General features: G+C 64.5%; 24 protein-coding genes. 8 read left to right on the top strand and 16 right to left on the bottom strand.

Annotation, left to right across the window (positions count from 1 at the left end):
- Positions 1-85 precede the first annotated feature (85 nt).
- The 6 genes from AC1Q6Z_RS32330 (at position 86) to AC1Q6Z_RS32355 (ending at position 6,430) form a co-directional block, all read left to right on the top strand.
- On the top strand, positions 86-1,063 hold the full coding sequence (locus AC1Q6Z_RS32330; RefSeq protein ID WP_492650373.1) for an AraC family transcriptional regulator: 978 nt from the start codon (positions 86-88) through the stop codon (positions 1,061-1,063).
- Positions 1,064-1,249: 186 nt separating this feature from the next.
- Positions 1,250-2,527, top strand: coding sequence for an ABC transporter substrate-binding protein (locus AC1Q6Z_RS32335; protein ID WP_492650374.1), 1,278 nt, complete (start codon positions 1,250-1,252; stop codon positions 2,525-2,527).
- Positions 2,528-2,592: 65 nt separating this feature from the next.
- Positions 2,593-3,456 carry a carbohydrate ABC transporter permease gene (locus AC1Q6Z_RS32340; protein WP_439617935.1) on the top strand — a complete coding sequence of 288 codons (864 nt, stop codon included), beginning with the start codon at positions 2,593-2,595 and terminating at the stop codon, positions 3,454-3,456.
- Positions 3,453-4,265 carry a carbohydrate ABC transporter permease gene (locus tag AC1Q6Z_RS32345; protein ID WP_256115338.1) on the top strand — a complete coding sequence of 271 codons (813 nt, stop codon included), beginning with the start codon at positions 3,453-3,455 and terminating at the stop codon, positions 4,263-4,265. Before AC1Q6Z_RS32340 ends, AC1Q6Z_RS32345 begins: the two co-directional genes overlap by 4 nt.
- A 15-nt stretch (positions 4,266-4,280) precedes the next feature.
- Positions 4,281-5,324 (top strand): NAD(P)-dependent alcohol dehydrogenase, encoded by a 1,044-nt coding sequence (locus AC1Q6Z_RS32350; RefSeq protein WP_492650375.1) that lies wholly within the window; start codon positions 4,281-4,283, stop codon positions 5,322-5,324.
- Between the two features lie 2 nt (positions 5,325-5,326).
- Entirely contained in the window at positions 5,327-6,430 is a 1,104-nt protein-coding gene (locus AC1Q6Z_RS32355; RefSeq protein WP_435269271.1) for an ABC transporter ATP-binding protein, read from the top strand.
- Between the two features lie 36 nt (positions 6,431-6,466).
- On the opposite strand, the gene pqqE is transcribed toward AC1Q6Z_RS32355, so the two are convergent.
- From pqqE to AC1Q6Z_RS32405, 10 genes are all read right to left on the bottom strand, one after another.
- Positions 6,467-7,558, bottom strand: coding sequence for a pyrroloquinoline quinone biosynthesis protein PqqE (pqqE, locus tag AC1Q6Z_RS32360; RefSeq protein ID WP_492650376.1), 1,092 nt, complete (start codon positions 7,556-7,558; stop codon positions 6,467-6,469).
- Positions 7,555-7,827 (bottom strand): pyrroloquinoline quinone biosynthesis peptide chaperone PqqD, encoded by a 273-nt coding sequence (pqqD, locus tag AC1Q6Z_RS32365; RefSeq protein ID WP_435269269.1) that lies wholly within the window; start codon positions 7,825-7,827, stop codon positions 7,555-7,557. The genes pqqE and pqqD overlap by 4 nt, the downstream gene beginning before the upstream one ends.
- The gene (gene pqqC / locus AC1Q6Z_RS32370; RefSeq protein ID WP_492650377.1) at positions 7,824-8,594 is read right to left on the bottom strand and encodes a pyrroloquinoline-quinone synthase PqqC; all 771 of its coding nucleotides are present in this window, start codon (positions 8,592-8,594) and stop codon (positions 7,824-7,826) included. Before pqqC ends, pqqD begins: the two co-directional genes overlap by 4 nt.
- Positions 8,591-9,517: a pyrroloquinoline quinone biosynthesis protein PqqB gene (pqqB, locus tag AC1Q6Z_RS32375; RefSeq protein ID WP_492650411.1), complete on the bottom strand. Its 927-nt coding sequence runs from the start codon at positions 9,515-9,517 to the stop codon at positions 8,591-8,593. Before pqqB ends, pqqC begins: the two co-directional genes overlap by 4 nt.
- Positions 9,489-9,590, bottom strand: coding sequence for a pyrroloquinoline quinone precursor peptide PqqA (gene pqqA, locus AC1Q6Z_RS32380; protein ID WP_160862034.1), 102 nt, complete (start codon positions 9,588-9,590; stop codon positions 9,489-9,491). The genes pqqB and pqqA overlap by 29 nt, the downstream gene beginning before the upstream one ends.
- Positions 9,591-9,687: 97 nt before the next feature.
- On the bottom strand, positions 9,688-10,134 hold the full coding sequence (locus AC1Q6Z_RS32385) for a pseudoazurin (protein WP_492650378.1): 447 nt from the start codon (positions 10,132-10,134) through the stop codon (positions 9,688-9,690).
- A gap of 76 nt (positions 10,135-10,210) precedes the next feature.
- Positions 10,211-12,403: a PAS-domain containing protein gene (locus tag AC1Q6Z_RS32390; RefSeq protein WP_492650379.1), complete on the bottom strand. Its 2,193-nt coding sequence runs from the start codon at positions 12,401-12,403 to the stop codon at positions 10,211-10,213.
- On the bottom strand, positions 12,400-13,551 hold the full coding sequence (locus tag AC1Q6Z_RS32395) for an FIST N-terminal domain-containing protein (RefSeq protein WP_492650380.1): 1,152 nt from the start codon (positions 13,549-13,551) through the stop codon (positions 12,400-12,402). Before AC1Q6Z_RS32395 ends, AC1Q6Z_RS32390 begins: the two co-directional genes overlap by 4 nt.
- An 82-nt stretch (positions 13,552-13,633) precedes the next feature.
- Complete coding sequence (locus AC1Q6Z_RS32400; RefSeq protein ID WP_256115326.1) at positions 13,634-14,320, bottom strand: response regulator transcription factor; 687 nt, start codon at positions 14,318-14,320, stop codon at positions 13,634-13,636.
- A gap of 114 nt (positions 14,321-14,434) precedes the next feature.
- Complete coding sequence (locus AC1Q6Z_RS32405) at positions 14,435-16,201, bottom strand: PQQ-dependent methanol/ethanol family dehydrogenase (RefSeq protein WP_256115325.1); 1,767 nt, start codon at positions 16,199-16,201, stop codon at positions 14,435-14,437.
- A 191-nt stretch (positions 16,202-16,392) separates the two neighbouring features.
- On the opposite strand from AC1Q6Z_RS32405, the gene AC1Q6Z_RS32410 reads away from it, so the two are divergent.
- Both AC1Q6Z_RS32410 and AC1Q6Z_RS32415 read left to right on the top strand, forming a co-directional pair.
- On the top strand, positions 16,393-17,367 hold the full coding sequence (locus AC1Q6Z_RS32410) for an ABC transporter substrate-binding protein (protein ID WP_492650381.1): 975 nt from the start codon (positions 16,393-16,395) through the stop codon (positions 17,365-17,367).
- Positions 17,339-18,019 carry an ABC transporter ATP-binding protein gene (locus AC1Q6Z_RS32415; protein ID WP_492650382.1) on the top strand — a complete coding sequence of 227 codons (681 nt, stop codon included), beginning with the start codon at positions 17,339-17,341 and terminating at the stop codon, positions 18,017-18,019. The genes AC1Q6Z_RS32410 and AC1Q6Z_RS32415 overlap by 29 nt, the downstream gene beginning before the upstream one ends.
- On the opposite strand, the gene AC1Q6Z_RS32420 is transcribed toward AC1Q6Z_RS32415, so the two are convergent.
- The 6 genes from AC1Q6Z_RS32420 to AC1Q6Z_RS32445 form a co-directional block, all read right to left on the bottom strand.
- Positions 17,959-18,507 (bottom strand): tetratricopeptide repeat protein, encoded by a 549-nt coding sequence (locus tag AC1Q6Z_RS32420; RefSeq protein ID WP_492650383.1) that lies wholly within the window; start codon positions 18,505-18,507, stop codon positions 17,959-17,961. The two genes, AC1Q6Z_RS32415 and AC1Q6Z_RS32420, sit on opposite strands and share 61 nt — an antisense overlap.
- A gap of 24 nt (positions 18,508-18,531) precedes the next feature.
- Positions 18,532-19,302, bottom strand: a complete 771-nt coding sequence (locus AC1Q6Z_RS32425; RefSeq protein WP_492650412.1) for an ABC transporter permease — start codon at positions 19,300-19,302, stop codon at positions 18,532-18,534.
- Between the two features lie 68 nt (positions 19,303-19,370).
- The gene (locus AC1Q6Z_RS32430) at positions 19,371-20,084 is read right to left on the bottom strand and encodes an ABC transporter ATP-binding protein (RefSeq protein WP_492650384.1); all 714 of its coding nucleotides are present in this window, start codon (positions 20,082-20,084) and stop codon (positions 19,371-19,373) included.
- A gap of 7 nt (positions 20,085-20,091) precedes the next feature.
- Positions 20,092-20,550 carry a cupredoxin domain-containing protein gene (locus AC1Q6Z_RS32435; RefSeq protein WP_492650385.1) on the bottom strand — a complete coding sequence of 153 codons (459 nt, stop codon included), beginning with the start codon at positions 20,548-20,550 and terminating at the stop codon, positions 20,092-20,094.
- A gap of 21 nt (positions 20,551-20,571) precedes the next feature.
- Positions 20,572-21,537 carry a YVTN family beta-propeller repeat protein gene (locus tag AC1Q6Z_RS32440; RefSeq protein ID WP_492650386.1) on the bottom strand — a complete coding sequence of 322 codons (966 nt, stop codon included), beginning with the start codon at positions 21,535-21,537 and terminating at the stop codon, positions 20,572-20,574.
- A gap of 1 nt (position 21,538) precedes the next feature.
- On the bottom strand, positions 21,539-22,630 hold the full coding sequence (locus AC1Q6Z_RS32445; RefSeq protein ID WP_492650387.1) for an ABC transporter substrate-binding protein: 1,092 nt from the start codon (positions 22,628-22,630) through the stop codon (positions 21,539-21,541).
- Positions 22,631-22,695 lie beyond the last annotated feature (65 nt).

A 22,695-nucleotide genomic window follows, 5' to 3' on the forward strand; every position in this document is an offset into this window, starting at 1 on the left:
TGCAAGTGGAAGGCAGGATGCGGGACGTCCGGGGGCGGGCGGGTGGCACGTGCTTTCCTTGGAATTTGATCCGCAGGAGCAGGACGTGGCCACTCTTACCAAGATGCGCGAAGCCAAGGGCGGCATAGATCTGAGGTCTGGCCCGTTCGCCTCAAGCCCGCCGACCTTCGAGCACATCATCACGGGCATTGACGAGAGCTTTCTCTGGCGGCTCGACGATTATCCCTGGGAGCGCAATGTCTGGAACTTCCACCCGGAATTCGAGATCCATCTGATCCGCAAGGGTGAGGGTGTTGCCTTTGTCGGCGACTATATCGGCGCCTTTTCCGCCACCTATCTCACCGTGATCGGCAGCGACCTGCCGCATGACTGGGTGACGATGACTGCGCCGGGCGAGGTGATCGAAGGACGGGAGGTCGTCGTGCAGTTCCATCCGGACCGCATCCGCGAGGCGACGCGGTTGCTGCCGGAATTCGCCCAGCTGGAGGACTTTTTCGCCCGTGCCCAGCGGGGTCTCGTGTTCAGCGGCGAGACGCTGGTGAAGGGCGCGGACCTTGTCGAACGCATGGGAACGGAAAAAGGCATGGCGCGGCTTGCGCTCTTCCTGCAATTGCTGGATCTGCTTGCCCGCTCTGCGGAATACGAGATCCTGTCCTCGCCGGAATACTCTCCGAAGCTCGATGCCGAAACGCTCGATGCCCTCCAACGCGCGCTCGTCTTCATCTATCGCAATTTCGCGACCGACATTCGCCTATCCGACGTCGCCGATCTTGCCGGCATGAGCGAGAGCGCGTTTTCGCGCTTCTTCAAGAAGAACACCGGCAACACCTTTACCGATCACGTCAACAAGCTGCGCATCTGGCAGGCCTGCAAGCTTCTGGCGGAGAGCGACATGCCGATCACCGACATCTGCTTCGAGGTCGGCTACCTGAACATTTCCAATTTCAACCGGACCTTCCTTCGCCATCACCGCATGACGCCCTCCGCCTATCGCCGGCTGACGCCGCAGCGCCGCCCCCAGCGCGATGACCTGGCGCCGCCCGATGAAACCTTGCGCAGATAGAACCATTTTTTCGCAATGCAGCATAGTAATTCGCATTAAAGTACAGAATCTCCGCATCAAGCGCGCTAGTTCCCGAAATTTCCTCCGCTAGTATCAGTGTTAGCGAAGATATTCGCTGACAGATTGGCGTAGGCCACGAGGAGGTCGTGCCGCGCCGACCATCGGATCCTTAGGGGAGGTTCATCCATGACATCCGTGAAGACGCTCGTTTCGAGCATCGCCTACGCATGCCTTCTTTCCAGCTCGGTCTCGTCGATTGCGCTGGCCGCCGAATGCTCCGGCACGATCCGCGTGCTTGCCCAGCCACGCGAAGGCCTGACGCTTCTGGAAAACTACAAGGACGAATTCACAACGCTTTCCGGCGGCGCATCGTTCGAGATCGACTACCTCAACGAGAACGACCGGCGTGCCAAGACCAAGGCGGACGCCTCCACCATCGGCAAGTACAATGTGTACTATATCGACGAGGCGAACGTCGCGCTTTTTGCCTCCGCGGGTTGGGTCTCGCCGCTGATGGATTATTATCCTGAAGAATACGACTACGCCGATTTCGACCCTGGCCGCCAGAAGGTTGCGACCTATGACGGCAAGGTCTGGTTCGCGCCGCTGACCGGTGGCGGCGACCTTCTGGTCTACCGCAAGGATCTCCTGGAGGCTGCCGGCGTCAAGCCGCCGACGACGCTCGACGAGATGAAGGAGGCCGTCAAGAAGCTGCACCAGCCGGACAAGGGCATTTACGGCATTGCGCTACGCGGCCAGCGCGGCTCGGGCGCGAATGTCTGGCGCTGGATGCCCTATTTCAAGGGCTTTGGCGGCGAATGGTTCGATGGCGACACGCCCAAGTTCAACAGCGAGGCGGCTGTCAAGGCGACGGAGACCTATCTCGAACTGTTCAAATATTCCGCACCGGGCACGCAAACCGGCGGGTGGGACGAGTCGGTCGGTGCATTCACCTCCGGCCAGGTGGCGATGCTGGTGGAATCGACCCCGCTCGTCGGCATGGCGATCGACCCGAAGTCGTCGCAGGTTGCCGGCAAGGTCGGTTACCTGCCGCCGCCGACGCCGCTGACCGGCGGTGGTTATGGCCATGGTCTTGCCATCGGCACCAAGGCGAATGCGGATGATGCGTCGAAAGCCTGCGCCGGCCTCTTCATCGCCTGGGCGACGTCCAAGGAGAATGAACAGCGTCGCCTGGAGGCAAACCAGTTCAGCGAGCTCAACCGCACGAGCATCATGACCAGCGAGACTTTCGCCAAGCTCTACGGCCCCGATCTCGGCCAGGCACTGGCCGATACGGGTAAGGTCACGGCCGTCAACTTCTGGCAGAGCCCGCTCTGGCCCGATCTCGGCGACCGCTGGGGCATCATCCTGGAAGAGTTGATCGCCGGTTCGCGCACGGACATCAAGGATGGCCTGAACGAACTCGAAGGCTTTGCCAAGGACCTCGTCGCCCGCAACCAGTGAGCCTTTGAGCCGCGCGGCCGCTTCGCCTCCCGAGACGGCGGCCGCGCGATCTTGAGGAAAAATCCATGAAATCCAGAACCAGCCTGCCCGCCGTCTTCCTGGCGCCGCCGCTTGCCATCCTCGCGGTGCTCGCCTTCGTGCCGACGGCCTATGCCATCTATATTTCGTTCCGCAACCGCGAACTCAGCCGTCCGGACGGCAGCTTCGTCGGGCTCCAGAACTATCTCGACCTGTTTTCCGATCGGCGCTTCATCAATGCGGTCGGCGTGTCGCTGACCTGGGAGGTCGTCACCGTCACGCTGACGCTTCTCGTCGCGATCGCTCTCGGGATCCTGCTTTTCGAGTTTGCGTCATCACGCATGCGGGCCGTCCTGACGCTGCTGTTTCTGGTGCCGGTCATCCTGCCGCGCGTCTCGGCCGCCTTCGTCTGGAAGTTCGCCTTCCATCCGCTCTATGGCATCGTGACCTATCCTTACAAGGCGATCACCGGCCAGCCGCTGGATCTGCTTTCCAGCCCCGCCACGGCGCTGATGACGGTGGCTTTGGTCGATGTCTGGCAATGGGGGCTGTTCTTCGCGGTTATCGTGCTGAAGCTGCTCGAAACCCTGCCGCCGCAGCCCTTCGAGGCCGCACGGCTCGATCATGCGCGCCCCTGGGAAGTCTATGCCTATGTCGCGCTGCCCATGCTCAAGGCGCCGCTCATTTCGCTTGCCTTCATCAAGATGATCGAGTCCCTGCGCGCCTTCGATCTCATCTATGTCATGACCCGCGGCGGCCCCGGCATCGCAACGGAAACGCTCGACATGTACGCCTTTTCGCAGGGCTTCATCGAATCGGGGCGCATCTCCTATGCGTCCGGCATGGCGGTGCTGATGATGCTGGCGACGACCGTGATCTTCACGGTGATCTGGAAGAGGGTGAAGCCATGAGTGTCTCCCGTTTCCTCGGCAGGTCCGTGCTCTATCTCGCGGCCTTTTCCGCGGTCTTCCCCATGGTGTGGACCGTCATCAACGCCTTCAAGAACCGGGTGGATATCGTCACCCCCACGCCGCTCTTCATCTTCACGCCGACGCTCGATAACTTTGCCTATGTGCTGGGTCGGGAGAGTGTGGCGACCGGCCTCGTCAACTCGCTGATCGCCGCCGGAGGCTCGGTGCTGATCGGCGCGCTGCTTGGCCTGCCGGCAGCCTATGCCATCGCCCGCTACCCGAACCGCTGGTCGGCGGACATCCAGTTCTTTGTCCTCTCGTTGCGCTTCCTGCCGCCGGTCGCGGTTGCGATCCCGCTCATGGTCATCTGGCTCGATCTCGGCTTCTACGACACGCGGCTATCGCTGATCCTGACCTATACTTTGTTGACGCTCGCAACCGTCATCTGGCTCGGTGTGCCCGCCTTTGCCCAGGTGCCGAAGGAGGTCGAAGAAGCCGCGCGCGTCGATGGTTACGGCCCCTATGCCGTCTTCCTGCGCGTCGCACTTCCGATCGCCGCGCGCTCGCTCATCGGCGCCGTCGCCTTCGCCTTCGTGCTGGTCTGGAACGAGTTCCTGATCGCGCTGATGCTGACGACCTCGGATGCCAAGACGCTGCCGATCGTCGCTTCGGAACTCACCCAGCTCGGCCGCGACGTGCCCTGGGGCATCCTCAATGCCTCGGTGGTGCTGCTCTCCATTCCACCGCTCCTGCTCGTTGGCATTCTGAGCGGCCTCCTCAACAATGCGTTCCGGCGCAACAGCAAGTGATGACAGGAAAATTTCATGCAAGCCTTGGTTCTTGAAGAAAAGGGTGTGCTTGCCCTTCGCGACATCGACCTTCCGCTGGCTGTCGGGCCGGATGAGGTGAAGATCGCCATCCACACCGTCGGCATCTGCGGCAGCGACGTGCACTACTATACGCATGGCGCAATCGGTCCCTATGTGGTGCGTGCGCCCATGGTGCTCGGCCACGAGGCGGCGGGCACGGTTGTCGAGGTCGGCGAGAATGTACGCTCCCTCTCGGTCGGCGATCGGGTCTGCATGGAGCCAGGCATTCCCGATCCTTCCTCCCGCGCCTCCAAGCTCGGGCTCTACAATGTCGATCCGGCCGTCCGCTTCTGGGCGACGCCACCGGTGCATGGCATTCTTGCGCCCTATGCGGTTCATCCCGCCGCCTTCACCTATCGCCTGCCGGACAATGTCTCGTTCGCCGCGGGCGCGATGGTCGAACCCTTCGCCATCGGCATGCAGGCGGCGGCGCGGGCCCGTATCGTACCCGGCGACGTCGCTGCGGTCATCGGTGCGGGACCGATCGGCATCATGGTGGCGCTTGCGGCGCTTGCCGGGGGCTGCAGCCGTGTGCTCATCTCGGATTTCTCCGCGGAGAAGCTGGCGATTGCCGCCGCCTATCCGGGCATCGAGCCGGTGAAACTCACCGAGACCACCTTTGCCGCCGCCATCGCCAAGGCGACGGAAAGCTGGGGCGCCGACGTGGTCTTCGAGGCGAGCGGCAGTGCCAAAGCCTTTGACGGCCTCTTCGATCTTGTGCGGCCGGGCGGCGCCGTTGTGCTGGTCGGCCTGCCGGTCGATGCCGTGCGCTTCGACGTGCCGGGCGCCATTTCCAAGGAAGTGCGCATCGAGACGGTCTTCCGCTATGCCAATGTCTTCGACCGTGCGCTCGAACTCATCGCCTCCGGCAAGGTCGACCTGAAGCCGCTGATCACCGGCACCTATGCCTTCGGCGAAAGCATCGCCGCCTTTGAGCGCGCCGTCGAGGCGCGCGCGACCGACGTGAAACTCCAGATCTGTGTGCAGGAGGGGAACTGACCATGGCCCATATCGTCTGCTCCCATGTCGACAAGGCCTACGGGGCCGTCAATGTCATCAAGGACTTCAACCTGGAGATCGACGACCATGAATTCGTCGTCTTCCTCGGCCCGTCGGGCTGCGGGAAGTCCACGCTCCTGCGCATGATCGCGGGACTGGAAGACATTTCCGGCGGCGAAGTGTCGATTGCAGGACGCACCGTCAACGATCTCGAGCCGCGCGACCGCGGCGTCGCGATGGTTTTCCAGAACTATGCGCTCTATCCGCATATGACGATCTACGACAACATCGCCTTCGGCCTGAAACGCATGAAGGTCGACAAGGCGGAGATCGACAGCCGCATAAAGACCGTCGCCGCCACGCTTGGACTGGAGCCATATCTTTCCCGCAAGCCGACCGAATTGTCCGGCGGCCAGCAGCAGCGCGTGGCCATCGCCCGTGCCATGATCAAGACGCCGCGCGTCTTCCTCTTCGACGAGCCGCTTTCCAACCTCGATGCCAAGCTGCGCAACCACATGCGCGTCGAGATCGCCCGCCTGCACCAGAATCTCAAGACCACCACGATCTACGTTACGCACGACCAGCTTGAAGCCATGACGCTGGCCGACCGTATCGTTCTCATGAAGGGTGGTGCGATCGAGCAGGTCGGTACGCCGGCGGAAATCTACGAGCGTCCGCGCACGCTCTTCGTCGCCGGTTTCATCGGCACGCCCAACATGAATTTCCTTGACGTCACAGCCCGTTCCGACGGTCAAGACTGGCTGCTCGAAGGCGACGGCCTGCGCTTCAGGGTCGACCGAAACCGGTTCGCTCTGAAGGAGGGACATGCCTATACACTTGGTGTGAGGCCATCGTCGCTGTCGGCCGCGCCTCTACAAGACAACAGGGAGAACACGCTCGCGGGCATCACCGATCTCGTGGAGTTCCACGGTGACAGCGCGCTTGTTTCGTTCCTTGTCGGCGGCAAGGAAATCGGCGCCCTCGTTCCTGCAAGCGGCCGGCCGAAGACCGGGGCACCGGTTGCCTTTTCAGCCAGCGTCGAGAGCCTGCACCTTTTCGATCGCGCAACGGGCCTTTCGATGCTGCGGACGGAATCGCAGGCTTGAGGGTGATCGCTTCCGATCCGGGGACGCTCCGACGGTTCATTGGTGCTTGTGGGTGCGATAAATGAACTGTGGCGATGCCGCGGCTTGCTCGGAAATGATGTGATCCACGATGGGTCGGGCCGGTGCGTGGTGGCAGACGGGGTCGGCAGCGTTGGGATCGGAGGCCAGGGCCATGGCCTGGCAGCGGCAGCCGCCGTGGTCCCGGTCGCGGCGCGCGCAGCTGCGGCAGGGCTCCTGCATCCATTCGTGGCCGCGAAACGCGTTGAAGGCCGAACCGTCATACCAGATCTCGGCGAGGCTGCGGTCTGTCACCCGGTCGAACTTAAGGCCCGGTATCGTCGCGGCGGCGTGGCAGGGCAGGGCAGTGCCGTCGGGGGCGATGTTGATGCCGGTCGAGCCCCAGCCGCCCATGCAGGCCTTGGGATAGTCCGCGTAATAATCCGGCGGAACGAAGTCGATCGTCATGCGACCGGCATAGGCTCGCCTTGCCTCGGCCACCGCGCTTTTCGCGCGCGTGACCTGATCACGGAAGGGCAGGAGTGCGGCGCGGTTCGCCAATGCCCAGCCATAGAACTGGACGCAGGCAACCTCGATCCGGCGCGCTCCCAAATCCGCGGCAAAGGCAATCGCCGCGTCGATATCGTCGATCGTATGACGGTGCATGACGGCATTGACCGTGAGGGGAATGCCGCGCTGGCGGACTTCACCCGCGAAAGCAAGCTTGCGGGCGAAGCCGCCGCTGTAGCCGCCGATCCAGTCGGCCTTTTCGGCGTCAATCGCTTGCAGCGAGAGCTGCACATGATCGAGCCCGGCTGCCTCTAGCGCGTCGAGCCGCGCCGGGGTCAGGCCGATGCCGGAGGTGATCAGGTTCACATAGAGGTTCGCGTCGCGGGCCGCCTTGACGAGATCCTGAAGATCACGCCGCGATGCGGGTTCTCCGCCGGAAAGATGCAGTTGCAGCACGCCGAGATCGGCAGCCTCGCGAAACACGCGCGCCCAGACGTCCGTCGGAAGCTCCTTTTCGCGTGCCGTCAATTCAAGCGGATTGGAGCAGTAGGAGCAGGACAGCGGACAGCGATGCGTGAGTTCCGCAAGCATGGCGATCGGCGCGCCGGGGCGCTCCGTCATTGGTAGTCCACCAGACGCTGGGCGACCAGCCCGTCGAGAAAGGCGCGGATGTCGGCTGTCACATCCGGCTCCGGCGCGCCATAGCGCTCTGCCAGCCGGGCGGATATCGCCGCGAGCGTCGATTTGCCGTCCACCTCCTGAAGGATGGCGGTGCCGATCTCGTCGAGCAGCAGCGCGCGTTCGGGGACAAGCAGCACCATGGTGTCGCGGACCCGGTCGTGATGCAGGCGTGTGCCGCGCGGTAGGAGGGGAACGGGATCGGCGTTCATGGACGATCCGCCATTTGTCCTTCGCCAGGTTTCCAGGCGCCCGGCGGTATGTGGCCTTCGACATAGCCGCTCCAGAGCGCGTCGAGCTGGGTCCAAAGTACGTCCGTCTTGAATGTCAGGGCGGCGATCGCCGCTTCCTGGTCCGCACGGGTCACGGCATGGGTCAACACCCAGTCGAGCGTGAACTGCACATCCTTTGGCGCTTCCGTCAGGCGGTGGCCGAAATAGGCGATCGTTTCCGGGTCGGCGAAGTCGTAATGCGCCAGCAGGCCGGCGATGCGCTGTGTGTGAATGGCGGGCGCAAACATCTCGGTCAGCGAGCTTGCCATGGCGGCGATGAGCGGCTCGTCGCGCACGAAGCGGATATAGGCATCGACGATGAAGCGCGTGGCCGGCATCACGCCGCGCCCGGAGGCGACGTAGGCGGGATCGAGCCCGACGCCCTGCGCGAGCCGCAGCCAACGGCGGATGCCGCCGCCATCCTCCACCGCGCCGTCATGGTCCTCGATGCGGGATCGCCAGATACGGCGCAGATCCGGGTCGCGACAGCGCGAAAGGAACGCGGCATCCTTCATGGGGATGGAGGACTGGTACTGCCAGCGATTGATCACCCAGGCCTGCACCTCGTCCATGGTGCACTGGCCGGCATGCAGGCGATCATGAAACCGGTGTTTGTCGTGATAGCGCGCCTCGCCGACCTGGTGCAGGCGCGCCTCGAATTCCGCGCGGCTCAAGGGCCAGTCTTCGTGCCTCGGGCTGATGTTCACAGGATTATCTCCATGCCATCCTTCGCAATCTCCCATCCGGCGGTCGTGATCGCCGCGCGGGCATCGCTTTCGGGCATCAGCGCCGGATTGGTATTGTTCACATGGGTGTAGATGCGCCGTCCCCGCAGCCGGGAGAGGCGTTCGAGCGAGCCGTCCGGTCCGCTCATCGCCACATGCCCCATGCGCGCTCCAGTCTTGGAGCCGGTGCCGGAGGCCGGCATTTCGTCGTCGCTCCAGATCGTCCCGTCGAACAGCACGACGTTGGCTGGCTCCAGCCGCGCGACGAGCCAGTCGTGCAGGACCGCGCAACCCGGAATGTAGTGCACGTCGTGTTCCGACGATTGTAAGCGCAGGCCTACGGTCTGTTCTCCCATCATTTCCAGGTCCGGCGCCTCACCTTCCAGATAAAGCGGGATCTTTCCGGGCACCGCATAGGCGGTGATGGTCAAGCCCGGCAGCGGACTGAACGGCTGATCGAGGACAATCGTTTTCCGCTCGACCAGCGCCGGATCGAGAACGCCGAAGACCGTGTTCTCCGAGAGAACCCGATGCGTGGCTTCGGTCGCGTAGACGGCCAGGGCGGTTTTTTCCCGCAGCGTGAGAAGGCCGGTAATGTGATCGACATCGCCGTTGGTCAGCACCACCGCCTTGACGGGGCTGCCGCGCAGGCTCGTCGGGTGCAGCGATGCATTGGCGGCAAGCTGGTGGCGCAGGTCCGGAGAGGCGTTGAGCAGCACCCAGTCGAGACCGTCGATGCTGGCGGCCAGCGTGCTCTGCGTCATCGCGGGGATCAGGCCTTCGCGCGCTGCGGCACATTGTACACAGCCGCAGTTCCATTGGGGCAGGCCGCCACCGGCGCCTGCCCCGAGAACGGTGATACGCACAGCGTCCCGTTCAGAACGGATGTTCGGGACGCGGATCATCTTCCGACGGGCCATACATGTTGATTTCCATGCCGCAGGCAATGTCTTTGACGACGGGTTTCTTCCAGGCCATTTGTCTCTCCTCCAGAATGTGGACAGTTCACCCTGTCAGGCTGCGCTCGTCCGGTCGGCTTCACAATGCGACCAAGGTCTCGGGTCTCTCGATTGGGTCAGTTCACCGCCGCTGCCGCCAGCGTATCGAAGGCAGCCGTCATGCGCTCCGCCGCTTTCTTCGGCAGCTTCACCGTTTTTGCAGCGTCAAGATTGGGGGAACCATCGCCGACCCGGATGAGGGCGACCATGCCCATGCTGTAGTGCGGCGAGCACTTCACGCCGTAGAAGCCGGGCTCGCTGACCGTCAGGACATATTCCTGGTTCACCTTGCTCTTGAAGGGTTGTACGCCCTCGGGAAGCATGCCCTTGATGCCCTCGACATTGTGGCTCTTGTCCGTCGGGATGAAGCGGATCGTATCGCCGGGTGCCGCGGCGATGGCGGCCGGTTCGAAGACCATGGCGCCACTTTCGCCCTTGTTCATCATCTTGACGGCGTGCTCGGCGGCCTGTGCCGCACCGCTCGCAAGGATCATCAGGGCGGTTGCCGCGAGTAGCTTCTTCATGTCCTTCCTCCTCCAATTCGGGTGGAAGGGATGTCCCATCTGGCACGCCGTGTCGCAATGCGACCTTGGTGCCGGGTCAGCTGGCGTGCAGCACGAAGGCCTCCAGCGCGTCCGCGGCGATCGGCTTGTACATAACCTCGATGCCCGCGGCGTCCGCGGCAAGCCGCGTCTGCGGCGTACGGTTGGCGGTGAGGAGGCGGGTGGGGCGCTCGCCATATTCCGCGTGCAGCGCCAGCACGGTTTCGATGCCGGTGAGCGTGCCATCGAGCTGCTGGTCGATCAGGTAGAGGTCGGGCACGATGCCGATTTCCTCCAGCAGGGAGAGCGCTTCCTCGCCGCTTGCCGCTTCGAGCACGCTCACCCCGCGCCGCTCTAGGAGCAGGGAGATGGCGCGGCGCAGGTCCTCGTCGTTCTCCACGAGAAGCGCGATGCGGTCGGAGTTGTCGCCCGGCTCCTCGGGTATTGCCGGCGCGGTCTCCCGGTAGGCCGGTTTGGCGTGGTGCGGAACAACGGCCAGATCGACGGCGAAACAGGTGCCGCGCCCGGGCTCCGAGTGAAGCGCCAGCCGGTGGCCAAGCAGGCCGCAGGCCCGTTCCACGATCGCAAGGCCCAGCCCCATCCCCTCCGACGCCGAGGCGGAGCCCTGGATGCGGTGGAACTCGCGGAAGATCGATTGCTGCTGGTCGGCTGCGATGCCCGGCCCGGTGTCATGCACCTCGATGCGCACATGCCCTTTCACCCGCCGCGGCCCGACGAGGACGCGGCCGCTACTCGTGTAGCGGATGGCGTTGCTGATCAGGTTCTGCAGGATGCGGCGCAGGTAGGTCGGATCGCTCGATACGGTGAGGCCGCAGTGCAGAATGTCGAGCCGCAGGCCCTTGCGGGCGGCGATGGGGGCGAATTCGTCGGTCAGCTGGTTGAGCAGAACGGAAAGGGGAACCGGGCCGATATCGACCGCAGCGCCGCCGGCTTCCAGGCGGGATATGTCGAGCAAGGCGCCGAGGATCCCCTCCACGCTGACAAGGGCATTGTGTGCCTTCTCCAGCGTCCCGCACATCGGCGTGGCGCCCGCGTCGTCACGTGCCGCCGCGACGAAGAGTTTGGCGGCGGACAGCGGTTGTAAGAGATCGTGGCTCGCCGCCGCGACGAAGCGGACGCGGGCGGAATTGGCGCGTTCGGCCTCGGCAAGCGCTGCTGCGAGATCCCCGGTGCGCGCCGCCACGCGCGCTTCGAGCGAACTGTTGGCCCGGATCATGGCGTGGATGGCAAGGCGCTCGCGCGTCACGTCGGCAAACGACATGACGAAGCCGCGCCCCGGCATTTCCTGCGCAAAGACGTCAAGGATGATGCCCGAAACATGCTGGAGTTCGAAGGACAGGGGTTCGCGCGGCAGGCGGCCGTCGATCCATTGGCGCAACATGTCGGCAGAAAAACCGTCGCTGAGGGTGATCGAGCGGGCAATGCGGTCGGCCAGCAATTCGAAGGGTGTTCCCCGCCGCAGCAACCGCGGCGGGATGTCGAGAAGTTGCGCGACGCGGCCGTTCCAGCCGGCCAGCCGGCGGTTTGCGTCGAAGATGCCGACGCCCTGGTTGATATGTTCCAGCGTCGCGCGGATCATGCGGGCCTGGTCGTCCAGCAGCTTGCCGCGTTCCGAGCGCTCCATGCGGATGATGTCGGTGATATCGGTCTGGAGGATGACGGTGCCGCCATCGGCGGTGCGCTGCTCGCTGACCTGAAGCCAGCGGTCGCCGGTCAGCCCGACATTGAAGACCTGCCGGGTTCGATGCAGGCGCATGCGTTCCGCGGCCCAGGCCTTCACCGTCACGCCTTTGGGAAAGGCCAGCATCGTGGAACGGCTGACGATTTCCACATAATCGGCAAAGGCGATGCCGGCAAAGAGTTTTGGGCGGACGTCGGTGAGGTCGCGACAGAAACGGGAATTGCAGAGCACGAGGATATCGGCAGGGTCGAAAAGGGCGAAACCCTCATCGACGGCCTCGATCGCCTGGGACAGGTCGCGTCTCGCCCGCTCGGCGGCGCTGTTGGCGTCGTTGAGCTGCTTGAGCGTGGTTTCGAGGTCGCGCGTGCGCTGGCGCACCCGGTCCTCCAGAACGGCGGCGCGGCGGAACTGCTCGAAAGCAGCACCCCTGTCGCCGGAATTCTGCTCGACATGGCGGATGAGGGCATCGGCGATGACGAGCATCTTTTCGAGGTTTTTCGTCTCCCCATCGGCGGGGTCGAGCAATCCTTCGGACAGGCGTGTGTTCATGGATCGCTTCCCGAAAGGATCGTGCCGGGCGGGTAGAAGGCAAAACCGGTCATGGTATGGTTGATGTGCATCGGGCCGATCTGCTCGCCATAGGTGGAAAAGCCGATGACGCCATGATGCCGCAGAAGCTCGGAAACGCGGCCGGTCATCTGTTTTTCCTGCGCCTCGACGCGTCGCAGGATGCAGTCGAAGGCAAGCACGGCGACGGGGTTTCCCGGCTGCTTCAGCGCCTGCAATTCACCCGCCAGGTGATCCACGAGATCGTGCGGTTCGGCGATGGTGAGAACCATTCCTTCATCGATCGCCGAAAAGAACAGGAGTTCGCCGGATGGCAGAACGCGTTGGATGGCGCGCACGTGGTGGCGCTCGCCCATGCGCACGGTAAGCGGATGGATCGCGAAGGTGAGGGTATCGACGCTTTCCGGCTGCATGCCGATGAGACGGGCATATTCCTGCACGGCGGGTTCGGCGTTGATTTTTCGCACGATGCGGGCGGCGGGGTCGGCTTCCGTCACGACCATGCGCCGCTCCGTCGGCCTGATATGGTCCATCTTGAAGGCCCGCAGCGGACAGGCGCCGCGCATGACGGAGATCACCGCGGCATTCGCCAGAAGCCGCCTGCCGTCGAAGACGAGGGTTTCGCGGAAATTCGTGCCGTCGCCGGCCGATCCGCCGATGAGCGGCATCGCGCCGGTGCCGGCGGCAAGCACCGAAGCAAGTTCGTCCTCGCGCGCCGACAACCCATCGACGAAAAGCAGCGCGAACTCTTCCGGTAAATGTCCATGATCGCGGGCGAGCGATTGCCTGACATGGAGCAGTGCCTCCGAAAGCTCGCTTGCCGCGAGCTGCGACAGATCCGGAATGAGCAGGGTTTCGGCCGCGAAGTGGCGTGCGCGGAAACCGATGGCGACGATGCTTCCGTCCTCATAGCCGGCGCCGGAGATTTCTCCGGCGGTGGTACAGCCGGCGATGCGTGCATCCGGCCAGGCCCTTGCCGCGCCCGACACGATGCCGGGCACGTCGGCCTCCGGTGAAACGAACAACAGGACAAGCGAGAACGGGCCGGGACCGAGGCTTGACGCCAGTCTCTCGACCGCATGGACGTCATGCGCCGATGCGAGCGCGCGCGTGATGAACTGTTCCTCCACGGGTGATGGCCTCCTCCGCCGTTTCCCCCGCCTTAAAGCTTAGAGCATCCATGATGACCGGACGCCAGCACGCAGTTCGTTGTCAGATGTCGGTCGCCATGACGTTGAAACTTGCCTCCTGGGCGAAAAGCACGGCCTGCATGCGCGTCTGCACGCCGAGCTTGCGCATGATGGCGGTGACATGGGCCTTCACGGTGGTTTCCGCGATGGAAAGCTCATAGGCGATGTGCTTGTTCATACGCCCGGCGCAGACGAGTTGCAGGATGCGTGCCTGCTGGCGCGTCAGCAATGCCAGCCGCTTCACCGCCTCTTCCGACGGCGTCGGCGCCGAGGCTTCGAGCGCCATGCGGCTCGCATGGATTTCGCCGCGGGCGATGACGGCGAACGCCTCGCGGAACTCCTCGCGGGAGGCGTGCTTCGGCACGAAGGCATTGACGCCGGCTTTCAGCGCCGCCCGCACGACGCGGATCTCGTCGAGCGAGGAGACGACGACGATCGGCGTGTCCGGCAGGGCGCGGCGCAGGCGCACCACCCCGTCGAGCCCGTTAACGTCGGGAAGGTTGAGATCCAGCACGACCACGTCGGGCAGCGGGCCGGTCTCGAGCCTCGCAAGGGCCGCCTCAAGCGCACCGACGGCCTCGACGTCCGGAATGCCGACCGGGCCGGTCAAGGTCATCGCCAGCGCATCGCAGAACAGCGGGTGATCGTCGACGATCAGCGCCGATTTCAGCGTGCGCACGGGTTTCTCGGGGGCTGGGACTGGCATCATGCGAAATTCCCGAAAGGGCTGGCGATAGCTTAGCATTGATTTCGTCCGTCTTCATCGGCCTTGTTGGCCCGTGCAGAAAGCAGGAAGCCGGGCGTTTCCGCCCGGCTTGTCGTCTCAGTCCAGCGCTGCGAGCTGTTTTGGCAGGCGGAAGGTCCAGACCATCCCGCCCTGGTTGAGATAGTTGACCTTCTTGGCCACCTCACCGCCCCACAGGGGGACCGCGCCGCCCCAGCCGGAAATCACCGAGACATATTGCTCGCCGTCCTGTTCCCACGTCACCGGCTGCCCGACGATCCCGGAGCCGGTCTGGAACTTCCAGAGCTCCTCGCCGGTCTCATTGTTGAGGGCGACGAAATCGCCTTCTGGCGTGCCGAAGAAGACGAGGCCGCCGGCGGTGGTCATCGCGCCGCCCCAGAGGGGAGCGCCGTTCTTGTATTCCCACTTGATCTCGCCCGTGTTGGGGTCGATCGCCTTCAGGCTGCCGATATGGTCCTCGAAGAGCGGCTTGATGGTGAAGCCTGCGCCGAGATAGGCGGCACCCTTCTTGTAGCTGATCGGCTCGTTCCAGATGTCCATGCCCCATTCGTTGGAGGGAACATAGAACAGGCCGGTCTTCGGGCTGTAGGCCATCGGCATCCAGTTCTTGCCGCCGAGGAACGACGGCACCGCGAAGACCTGCTGGCCCTTGGCGCCATCGGCGGCGGCAGCGGCATCACCCGGACGGTTGTCCTCGTTGTAGATCGGGCGGCCCGTCTCATCGATGCCCTTGGCCCAGCTGATGTTCTTCACGAAGGGATGGGCGGAGACGAACTTGCCGTCCTCGCGGTTCAGCACGTAGAAGAAGCCGTTGCGGTCGGCTGTCGCAAAGCGCTTGTTGCCGTCCTTGTCGACGAAGGGCACGACCTCGTTGACGCCGTCGAAATCCCAGCCTTCGCGCGGCGTGGTCTGGAAGTGCCACTTGATCTCGCCGTTTTCCGGATCGATGCCGATGCGCGAGGCGGCATAGAGGTTGTCGCCCTTGTTGCCATCCACCGGCTTGCCGGCACCGCGCAGGTGGCTGTTCCAGGGCGAGGGGTTGCCGGCGCCGAAGACGAGCGTCTTGGTGTCTTCGTCATAGGAGCCGCCGAGCCAGGTCGCACCGCCGCCCGTCTTCCACATGTCGCCGGGCCAGGTCGCGTTCAGCGTCCCGGTCATCGTGCTTTCCTTGCCCTTGAAGGTGCCCATGTGGCCTTCGATCACGGGCCGGGTCCAGACAAGCTCGCCGGTTTCGGCATTGCGCGCCTGCACCTCGCCAACGACGCCGAATTCGCCGCCGGAATTGCCCGTAACGACAAGGCCGTTCACGATCAGCGGGGCAGCGGTATAGCTGTAGCCTTCCTTGTAGTCGGCGATCTTCTTGTTCCAGACGACATCGCCCGTCTTGCGATTGAGCGCCACGAGGCGGGCATCGAGCGTGCCGAAAAAGATGTTGTCGCCGAAGATCGCCGCGCCGCGATTGACCACGTCGCAACAGGGCAGGATGCCTTCCGGCAGGCGGGCATCGTACTGCCAGACTTCCTTGCCGGTCTTGATGTCGATGGCGTAGAGGCGGCTATAGGAGCCGGTAATGTACATCATGCCGTCATAGATGATCGGCTGGCTTTCCTGGCCGCGCTGCTTCTCGCCGCCGAGCGAGAATGCCCAGGCCGGCAGCAGGTTCTTGACGTTCTTCGTGTTCAGCGTCTCCATCGGCGAGAAGCGCTGCAGGCCGCGCCCCATGCCGTTGGTCAGCACGTCGGCGGCGGTTTCGGCGTCCTTTGCGAGATCCTCCTCCGTTACGCCGGCCTGCACGGCACCCGCACAGGCAATGGCCGCAACCGCGGCCAGAACGAGACTCCTCATGGCATCCTCCCACTCCCTGCCCGCAGATCGATGCGGGCTTCATGGCGTGGATCATCTGCTCACTCTTGCAACGGATGAATTGGACCTTGGTCGTAATGCCGGGACCCCGATGTCTTTGGGGACCCCCAATAGGTCGTATATCGGCCCGTGGCGGTGGCGGATAGCATCGCGGAAGCAGGGGAGGAGAGCCCATGACAATCCTGAAATCGCTTGTCGGAGCGGCATTTGCCGCGGTTCTGTCCAGCCTGCCGGCACGCGCCGAGCCGACTGTCGTGCGTGCCGCGCTCCAGCTTTCGGGCACGGTGAACTGGGAAGTCGATACGATCCGTTACTACGGCTTCGACACGGCGAACGGCTTTTCCATGGAGGTGATGGACATTGCCAGCGCTCCCGCGGCCCAGATTGCGCTTGCCGGGGGCGAGGTGGACGTCATCGTCTCCGATTGGCTGTGGGTGGCGCGGGAGCGGGCCGCCGGCCGCGACGTCGTCTTTATTCCCTATTCGCGCGCGGTGGGTGGGCTGATGGTGCCGGCGGGCAGCACGGCGAAAAGCCTTGCCGACCTGAAGGGCCAAAAGATCGGCGTCGCCGGCAGCCCGATCGACAAGAGCTGGCTCATCCTGCGCGCCTATGCCCAGAAGGTGGAGCATTTCGATCTTTCCGGCACGACCGAGCAGGTCTTCGGCGCGCCGCCGCTGATCTACAAGGCCGCACTCGACGGCGAGGTGCAGGGCGCCCTGAACTTCTGGAATTTTGGCGCACGCATGCAGGTGGCGGGCATGCGCACGCTCGTCGGCGTCGACGAGGCCGCGAGAGCTCTCGGCCTCGATCCGGAGACGCCGCTGATCGGCTATGTGGTGCGGGGCGACATCCTGAAGAGCCATCCCGGACTGGGCGAAGCGATCGCCACCGCTTCGCGCCAGGCGAAGGACAAGCTTGCCGCCGATCCGGCCGCCTGGGAGCGTATCCGGCCGATGATGCGGGCGGAGACGGACGCTGAATTCGAGGCGCTGAAGGCGGGCTTCCTCGCGGGCACGGCGGAAAGGCGCGCGGTGGACGAAAAGGCGGCCGCACGCATGCTGGCCATCATGACCGAGCTCGGCGGCGCCGATCTGGTCGGCGACCTGAAAGAGCTGCCCGATGGCGTCTTCCACCACCCCGGCAGTTGAGCCCGTCCTCACGCTCGACCTTCAACGCGGAGGGCCGGGCGGTGTACTCGGCCCGATGAGGCTTTCGCTGGCGCCAGGCGAGACTGTGGCCTTGACCGGGCCTTCCGGCGTCGGGAAAACCTCGCTGCTGCGCGTCGTCGCCGGCCTCGACCGCAGTTTTCGCGGCCGACGGGAGGCCACGGCGTGGCTTGCCATGGTGTTTCAGGAACCGGTGCTGCTGCCCTGGCGGACCGCGATCGAAAACCTCACCATCGTCGCGCGCATCTCACGGGAAGAGGCGCGGCATTGGCTTGAGGCCGTGGAGCTCGGCGATTTCGGCGAACGCTTTCCCGGCATGCTTTCCCTCGGCCAGCAGCGGCGCCTGTCCCTGGCGCGGGCCTTTGCTTCCAAGCCCGATCTTCTCCTGATGGACGAGCCCTTTGTCAGCCTGGACCCGGCGCTTGCCGGCGAAATGATGGGCCTTTTCGAGCGGCTGATCGCGAAGCGGCCCTGCGCGACGTTGCTCGTCACCCATGTCCGCGCGGAAGCGGAGCGGCTTGCCGGGCGCATCCTTCGGCTTGAGGGACGTCCCGCGCGGATCGTCGAGGAGGATCAGAAGGCCGGCGCGTATTTCCAGTTGTCGGCGTCCGGCGTCACGACATCGAGGTCGTAGTCGGCGGCGCGCAGGCGTTTTGCGGTGGGAAGGCCGCTGCGGGCCGCCTCGTCGATATATTGGCGGCCGAGTGCGCGGTTTTCCACCACGCCGCGGCCCCGCATCAGGTCGAGCCCGTAGTTCAGCTTGCCGATCGGATCGCCGGCCTCTGCCGCCCGGCGGTCCCACTCGGCCGCAGTGTCGGGGTCTTCCGGGCCGCCGAGGCCGTTGTCGTCAAGCTGGGACATCCAGGTCATGGCGTGCGTCCACCCGGCTGCGGCACAACGCTCGAAAAGTTCGCGCGCCATTTCGTGGCGGCCCGACTTGGTGATGTAGTAGCCGGTCGCGCAGATGGTCATGCTCGTCCGGCCTTCCGCAACATCTTTCATGACGCGGTTGAGCGTCAGCTCTTCCGGATTGAGCGTGCCGCCCGCATCGGTCTCCGTCTGGGACAAGGCGGTGTTGGCGGATATCAGCAGAAGGCCCGTGGCGAGGGTGGCAAGGCGCATGGCAGTTCTCCTTTACGGCCCTAGTCAGGCCTTGCGCGCGGTAAGCCCGCGGGCGGGATCGTAGCCCCAGACGGCGACGAGCCCGAAGATGGCGAAAGCGGCGAGCGTGACGGCAAGCGCTGTCAGGTTGCCCTTCGCATAGAGCGCGAAGCGGATGAGCTCGACGGCGTGGGTGAAAGGGTTCAGCGCGCACAGGTCCCTCAGCCGGGGAGAGGCTTCGGCCATTTTCCACAGCGGATAGAGCGCGGAGGAGAGGAAGAACATCGGGAAGATGACGAAGTTCATCACGCCGGCAAAGTTTTCCAGCTGCCGAATGAAGGAGGAGAGGAGCAGCCCGAGCGCGCCCAGCATCATCGCGCTCGCGGCCATCGCCGGTGCCGCGGCCAGATAGCCGAGCAATGGAAAGCGGATACCATAGAGTGCGGCGATCGCCAGGAAGGCATAGGCCTGCAGCATGGCGATCAGGCTGCCGGCGAGAAGCCGGCAGAACAGCAGCCACCAGCGCGGCAACGGCGCCGTCAGCAGCAGCCGCATCGATCCCATCTCGCGGTCATAGACGAGGCTCAACGAGGATTGCATGCCGCTGAACAGCAGGATCATGCCCACCAGCCCGGGCACGATATAGATTTCGTAGGTGATGTAGGTCTGGTAGGGCGGGGTGATCGAAAGACCGAGCGCTGCCCGAAAACCGGCGGCGAAGACGAAGAGCCAGACGAGCGGCCGCACGAGCGCTGCAATCAACCGCCCGCGCTGGCCAAGAAACCGCAGCGCCTCGCGATGGATGATCGCGCGCATCGCAATGAAGGGGTGCGATCTGAAGAAGCCGGTGGGTGCCGAGTTCACGCTTGGAAATGCCTCCGCCGTCATGGCCGATCTCCCGTGAGCGCAAGAAAACGGCCGGTCAAATCCGTACCGCTAATGTCTCCGGCTTCGCCGTCGGCCAGCACCCGGCCTTGGTGAAGGATGACGAGCCGATCCTGCGGACGAACCTCGTCCACCAGATGGGTCGCCCAGAGCACCGTCAGCCCTCCGGAAGCAAGATCGTGCACGTGCTGCGTGATGGCGGCGCGTGAGGCGGCGTCCAGACCAACGGTCGGCTCGTCCAACAGCAGCACGTCGGGCCGGTGGATGAGGGCCCGCGCGATTTCCATGCGGCGGCGGTGGCCGCCATTGAGTCTGGCTGCCTTCTCGTCTGCGCGCTCCGCCATGCCCAGCCTTTCCAGCGCCGCCATGGCGCGCGTCTCCGCCTCCCGTCCGGAAAGCCCGTGCAGGGCTGCGAAGTAAAGCAGGTTGCGCCTGACGGTCAGGTCCGGATCGAGCGTTGAGGCCTGGAACACGACGCCCATGCGGGCAAGGGCGGCGCGCGGCGCATGGGCCATGTCATGGCCGGCGATCGCGATGCGGCCGGTGCGCGGCGTGAAGAGCCGCGTCAACATACCGAACAGTGTCGATTTCCCGGCGCCGTTCGGCCCGAGCAGGGCGCAGAAACGGCCGCGTTCGACGGTAAAGGATACGCCGTCGAGGGCGCGCCGGGCGCCCCAGGCGTGGCTGATATCCTCTACCGTCAAGCCGCTCATGTCCTGCTCATTCTATGGTGATCGCGACCTGTTGCGTATCGCCCGTGCTGCCGGGCACCTTGAGGTGATAACTGCCCGGCTTGATCGCGATGAAGCTGATCTCCGCGTCGCCCGCCTCGTCGAATTCGATGGAATCGACGCCGAGCGGCCGGATCTCGATGCCCTCGATGACGATCTCGTTGACCCAGACGGCGCGGAAGAAACCGGCCCCCTCCAGCGCCAGTTCCTGGCTGCCGTCCGCCTTGATTTCCAGCGTGTAATATTTGCCGGATTTTAGCGTCAGCGCCCCCTTGGAAACCGGCTGGCCTGCGGAGAGGGTGAGTTCGGGCAACGTTTCGCGATTGGATTTGGACAGGATGCCGGCAAGGCCCATGCCGGCTTCGGCCTTGTTGTCGTCATCGTCATCCGCCAGCGCCACGAACGGCACGGCGACAAGCGCGATGGCGGCCAGGATTGCTTTTTTCATGATGTCCTCCCTCTTCGACTGTTACGGCCGGCTCGCCGCGCCCCAGGGGAAGCGGCCGACCTTGATGGATTTCACGGGTTCGAGCGAGGTGACGTCGATGACGGTCACGTCGCCGGAGACGCCGTTGGTGGTGAAAAGCTGCGTGTGGTCCGGCGAGAAGGCGAGGTGCCAGACCCGCCGGCCGACGAGGACGTAGGACTTGACCGCGAACGTATCGGCATCGATCACCGCGACATGGTTGGCAGGGCCAAGCGCGACGAAGGCCATCTTGCCGTCCGGCGTGAACTCGAAGCCGACCGGCTGGACGAGGTCGGCGTTGACGCCGGTGATCTCGAAGCGGATCTTGGCCTTTTCCGCCTGCGTGGCCACGTCGAAGACGGTGATCGTGCCGCCGATTTCGGACGAGACCCAGAGCTCCGTTCCGCCCTTGGCGAACTCGGCATGGCGCGGACGGGAATCGACGAGCGTGTTGGCGAAGATCTTTTTGGTGCCGGTGTCGATCCAGTGCGCCATGTTCGTCGTTTCCGACGTGGTGATGACGATCTTGCCATCCGGCGAGACCGCCATGCCTTCCGGCTCAATACCGACATTGACCTGCGCCACGACCTGCCGGGTCTCGACATCGACGACCGTCGTCACGGCATCGTCCTCGTTGGCGATCCATAAATGCTTGTCGTCCGGGGCGAGCACGAACTGCTCGGGGTCCTCGCCGGAGGGCAGGTCGTGCAGGATCTCGCCGGTCGCGGGATCCATGACCTGGACCGTGTCGCTGTCGGAGGCGCAGATATAGACGCGGCTGTGGTCGGAATTGAAGGTGATGCCGCGTGGCCGCTCGCCGGTCTTGATGGTGCGCACCATTTCCAGCGTCTGCGTGTCGATCACGGAAATCGTATCGTCCTTCTCGTTCGTCACCCAGATCTCGCCGGCAATCGCCGGAAGCGGCATGGCGGCCAGCATGGGCGCGATCAGCAGGGCCGGAAATTTCATCTCATCCTCCAAAGGCGGTGCAGGTGCTTTCGGGCCGGTCGAGGCCCAGCGTGTCCATTTCATTGGTCTGGTGCAGGTAGCCGTCGAGCGGTGCCAGTTCGACCAGCGCGCGTGCGTTGACCACCGCCATCGGCTGGCGCAACTGGCCATCCCAGTCGCGATAGGTGAGGCTACGGCCCTTGAAGCCGTCGAGGGCGAACTTTTCGGACAGGATGAAGGTGCGCAGCACGGCGGGATCGGCGGAATTGGTTCGTGTGACGGCCTCGCCGATGGTGCGCAGCGCCGTCCATGCGGCGTAATCGCGCGAGCCCATCTCGCGGCCCGTTGCCTTTTCGAAGCGGTTCTGGAGCTGCACGGCGGCCCATTGTTCCAAGACCGGCGCCCAGCCCTCGCCGCGCAGGCCATCGGAGCCCGCGACCGGGCGCGGCAGCCAGGTATTGTCCTGAACGTAACGCGCGAAATCGTCGGCCTCGTCGGCGATCAGCAGGATGTCATGGTCGGGAAAATCCTGGGTGAAGAGGGGGATTTCCTGGCCGGCCGCGCGCCGCAGGTCCGTGTCGAACGTCCAGTCCTTCGCGGCGAGGATCTCGACGCCGAATTTTTGCGCGGAGGCGCGCAGCGTGTCGGCGAAGGCGCGGTCCTCCGGTTTCGGTCCGACGATCAGCACCGTGCGGGTCCAGCGCCGCGCCTTCAGCACCTGCATCAGCGCATCCGTGCGCATGGCATCCTCCGCCATCGTATGCAGCACGTTCGCGCGGCAGTCGGCGTCCCGCAGCCGCCGCGCGCCGGAAGAGACGTTGAAGAGGAGCGCGCCCTTGGCTTCCGGCAGGTCCGCCACGGCGAGAATGCCTTCGGGCGGCGCGTCGATGAAGAGGATTTTCGACGTGGCAAGCGCCTTGCGGGCAGCGTCGAGGAAGTCGCCATCGGGTTCGACCGACAGCAATGCGAGGCTGTAGTCGTGGCCCATGAAGCTGCCGGTGGTCTTGGTGTCGGTCAGCGCCACCTCGGCGCCGGCAATGCCGCGGTCCTCCGGAATTGGATCGAGATTGGATAGCACCGGCGGCGCGTGCATCTCCTGGCGGAGATAGGTCATCGATATGGCAATGTCGGCTGCGGCAGGGGACGCCCAGCAGAAAGCCGCGGCCGCAAGCCACAAGC

Source organism: Shinella sp. GW835-FHT14H05, assembly GCF_058793575.1.

Excerpts from the sequence above, each read along its gene's own strand:
- pqqB (WP_492650411.1), bottom strand. The coding sequence starts at position 9,517 with ATGATCCGCGTCCCGAACATCCGTTCTGAACGGGACGCTGTGCGTATC.
- AC1Q6Z_RS32345 (WP_256115338.1), top strand. The coding sequence starts at position 3,453 with ATGAGTGTCTCCCGTTTCCTCGGCAGGTCCGTGCTCTATCTCGCGGCC.
- AC1Q6Z_RS32405 (WP_256115325.1), bottom strand. The coding sequence starts at position 16,201 with ATGAGGAGTCTCGTTCTGGCCGCGGTTGCGGCCATTGCCTGTGCGGGT.
- AC1Q6Z_RS32425 (WP_492650412.1), bottom strand. The coding sequence starts at position 19,302 with ATGCGCGCGATCATCCATCGCGAGGCGCTGCGGTTTCTTGGCCAGCGC.
- AC1Q6Z_RS32445 (WP_492650387.1), bottom strand. The coding sequence starts at position 22,630 with ATGACCTATCTCCGCCAGGAGATGCACGCGCCGCCGGTGCTATCCAAT.
- AC1Q6Z_RS32335 (WP_492650374.1), top strand. The coding sequence starts at position 1,250 with ATGACATCCGTGAAGACGCTCGTTTCGAGCATCGCCTACGCATGCCTT.
- AC1Q6Z_RS32390 (WP_492650379.1), bottom strand. The coding sequence starts at position 12,403 with ATGAACACACGCCTGTCCGAAGGATTGCTCGACCCCGCCGATGGGGAG.
- AC1Q6Z_RS32435 (WP_492650385.1), bottom strand. The coding sequence starts at position 20,550 with ATGAAAAAAGCAATCCTGGCCGCCATCGCGCTTGTCGCCGTGCCGTTC.
- AC1Q6Z_RS32350 (WP_492650375.1), top strand. The coding sequence starts at position 4,281 with ATGCAAGCCTTGGTTCTTGAAGAAAAGGGTGTGCTTGCCCTTCGCGAC.
- AC1Q6Z_RS32430 (WP_492650384.1), bottom strand. The coding sequence starts at position 20,084 with ATGAGCGGCTTGACGGTAGAGGATATCAGCCACGCCTGGGGCGCCCGG.
- AC1Q6Z_RS32415 (WP_492650382.1), top strand. The coding sequence starts at position 17,339 with ATGGCGTCTTCCACCACCCCGGCAGTTGAGCCCGTCCTCACGCTCGAC.
- AC1Q6Z_RS32440 (WP_492650386.1), bottom strand. The coding sequence starts at position 21,537 with ATGAAATTTCCGGCCCTGCTGATCGCGCCCATGCTGGCCGCCATGCCG.
- pqqA (WP_160862034.1), bottom strand. The coding sequence starts at position 9,590 with ATGGCCTGGAAGAAACCCGTCGTCAAAGACATTGCCTGCGGCATGGAA.
- AC1Q6Z_RS32400 (WP_256115326.1), bottom strand. The coding sequence starts at position 14,320 with ATGATGCCAGTCCCAGCCCCCGAGAAACCCGTGCGCACGCTGAAATCG.
- AC1Q6Z_RS32340 (WP_439617935.1), top strand. The coding sequence starts at position 2,593 with ATGAAATCCAGAACCAGCCTGCCCGCCGTCTTCCTGGCGCCGCCGCTT.
- AC1Q6Z_RS32385 (WP_492650378.1), bottom strand. The coding sequence starts at position 10,134 with ATGAAGAAGCTACTCGCGGCAACCGCCCTGATGATCCTTGCGAGCGGT.
- pqqD (WP_435269269.1), bottom strand. The coding sequence starts at position 7,827 with ATGAACGCCGATCCCGTTCCCCTCCTACCGCGCGGCACACGCCTGCAT.
- AC1Q6Z_RS32420 (WP_492650383.1), bottom strand. The coding sequence starts at position 18,507 with ATGCGCCTTGCCACCCTCGCCACGGGCCTTCTGCTGATATCCGCCAAC.
- AC1Q6Z_RS32410 (WP_492650381.1), top strand. The coding sequence starts at position 16,393 with ATGACAATCCTGAAATCGCTTGTCGGAGCGGCATTTGCCGCGGTTCTG.
- AC1Q6Z_RS32355 (WP_435269271.1), top strand. The coding sequence starts at position 5,327 with ATGGCCCATATCGTCTGCTCCCATGTCGACAAGGCCTACGGGGCCGTC.
- pqqE (WP_492650376.1), bottom strand. The coding sequence starts at position 7,558 with ATGACGGAGCGCCCCGGCGCGCCGATCGCCATGCTTGCGGAACTCACG.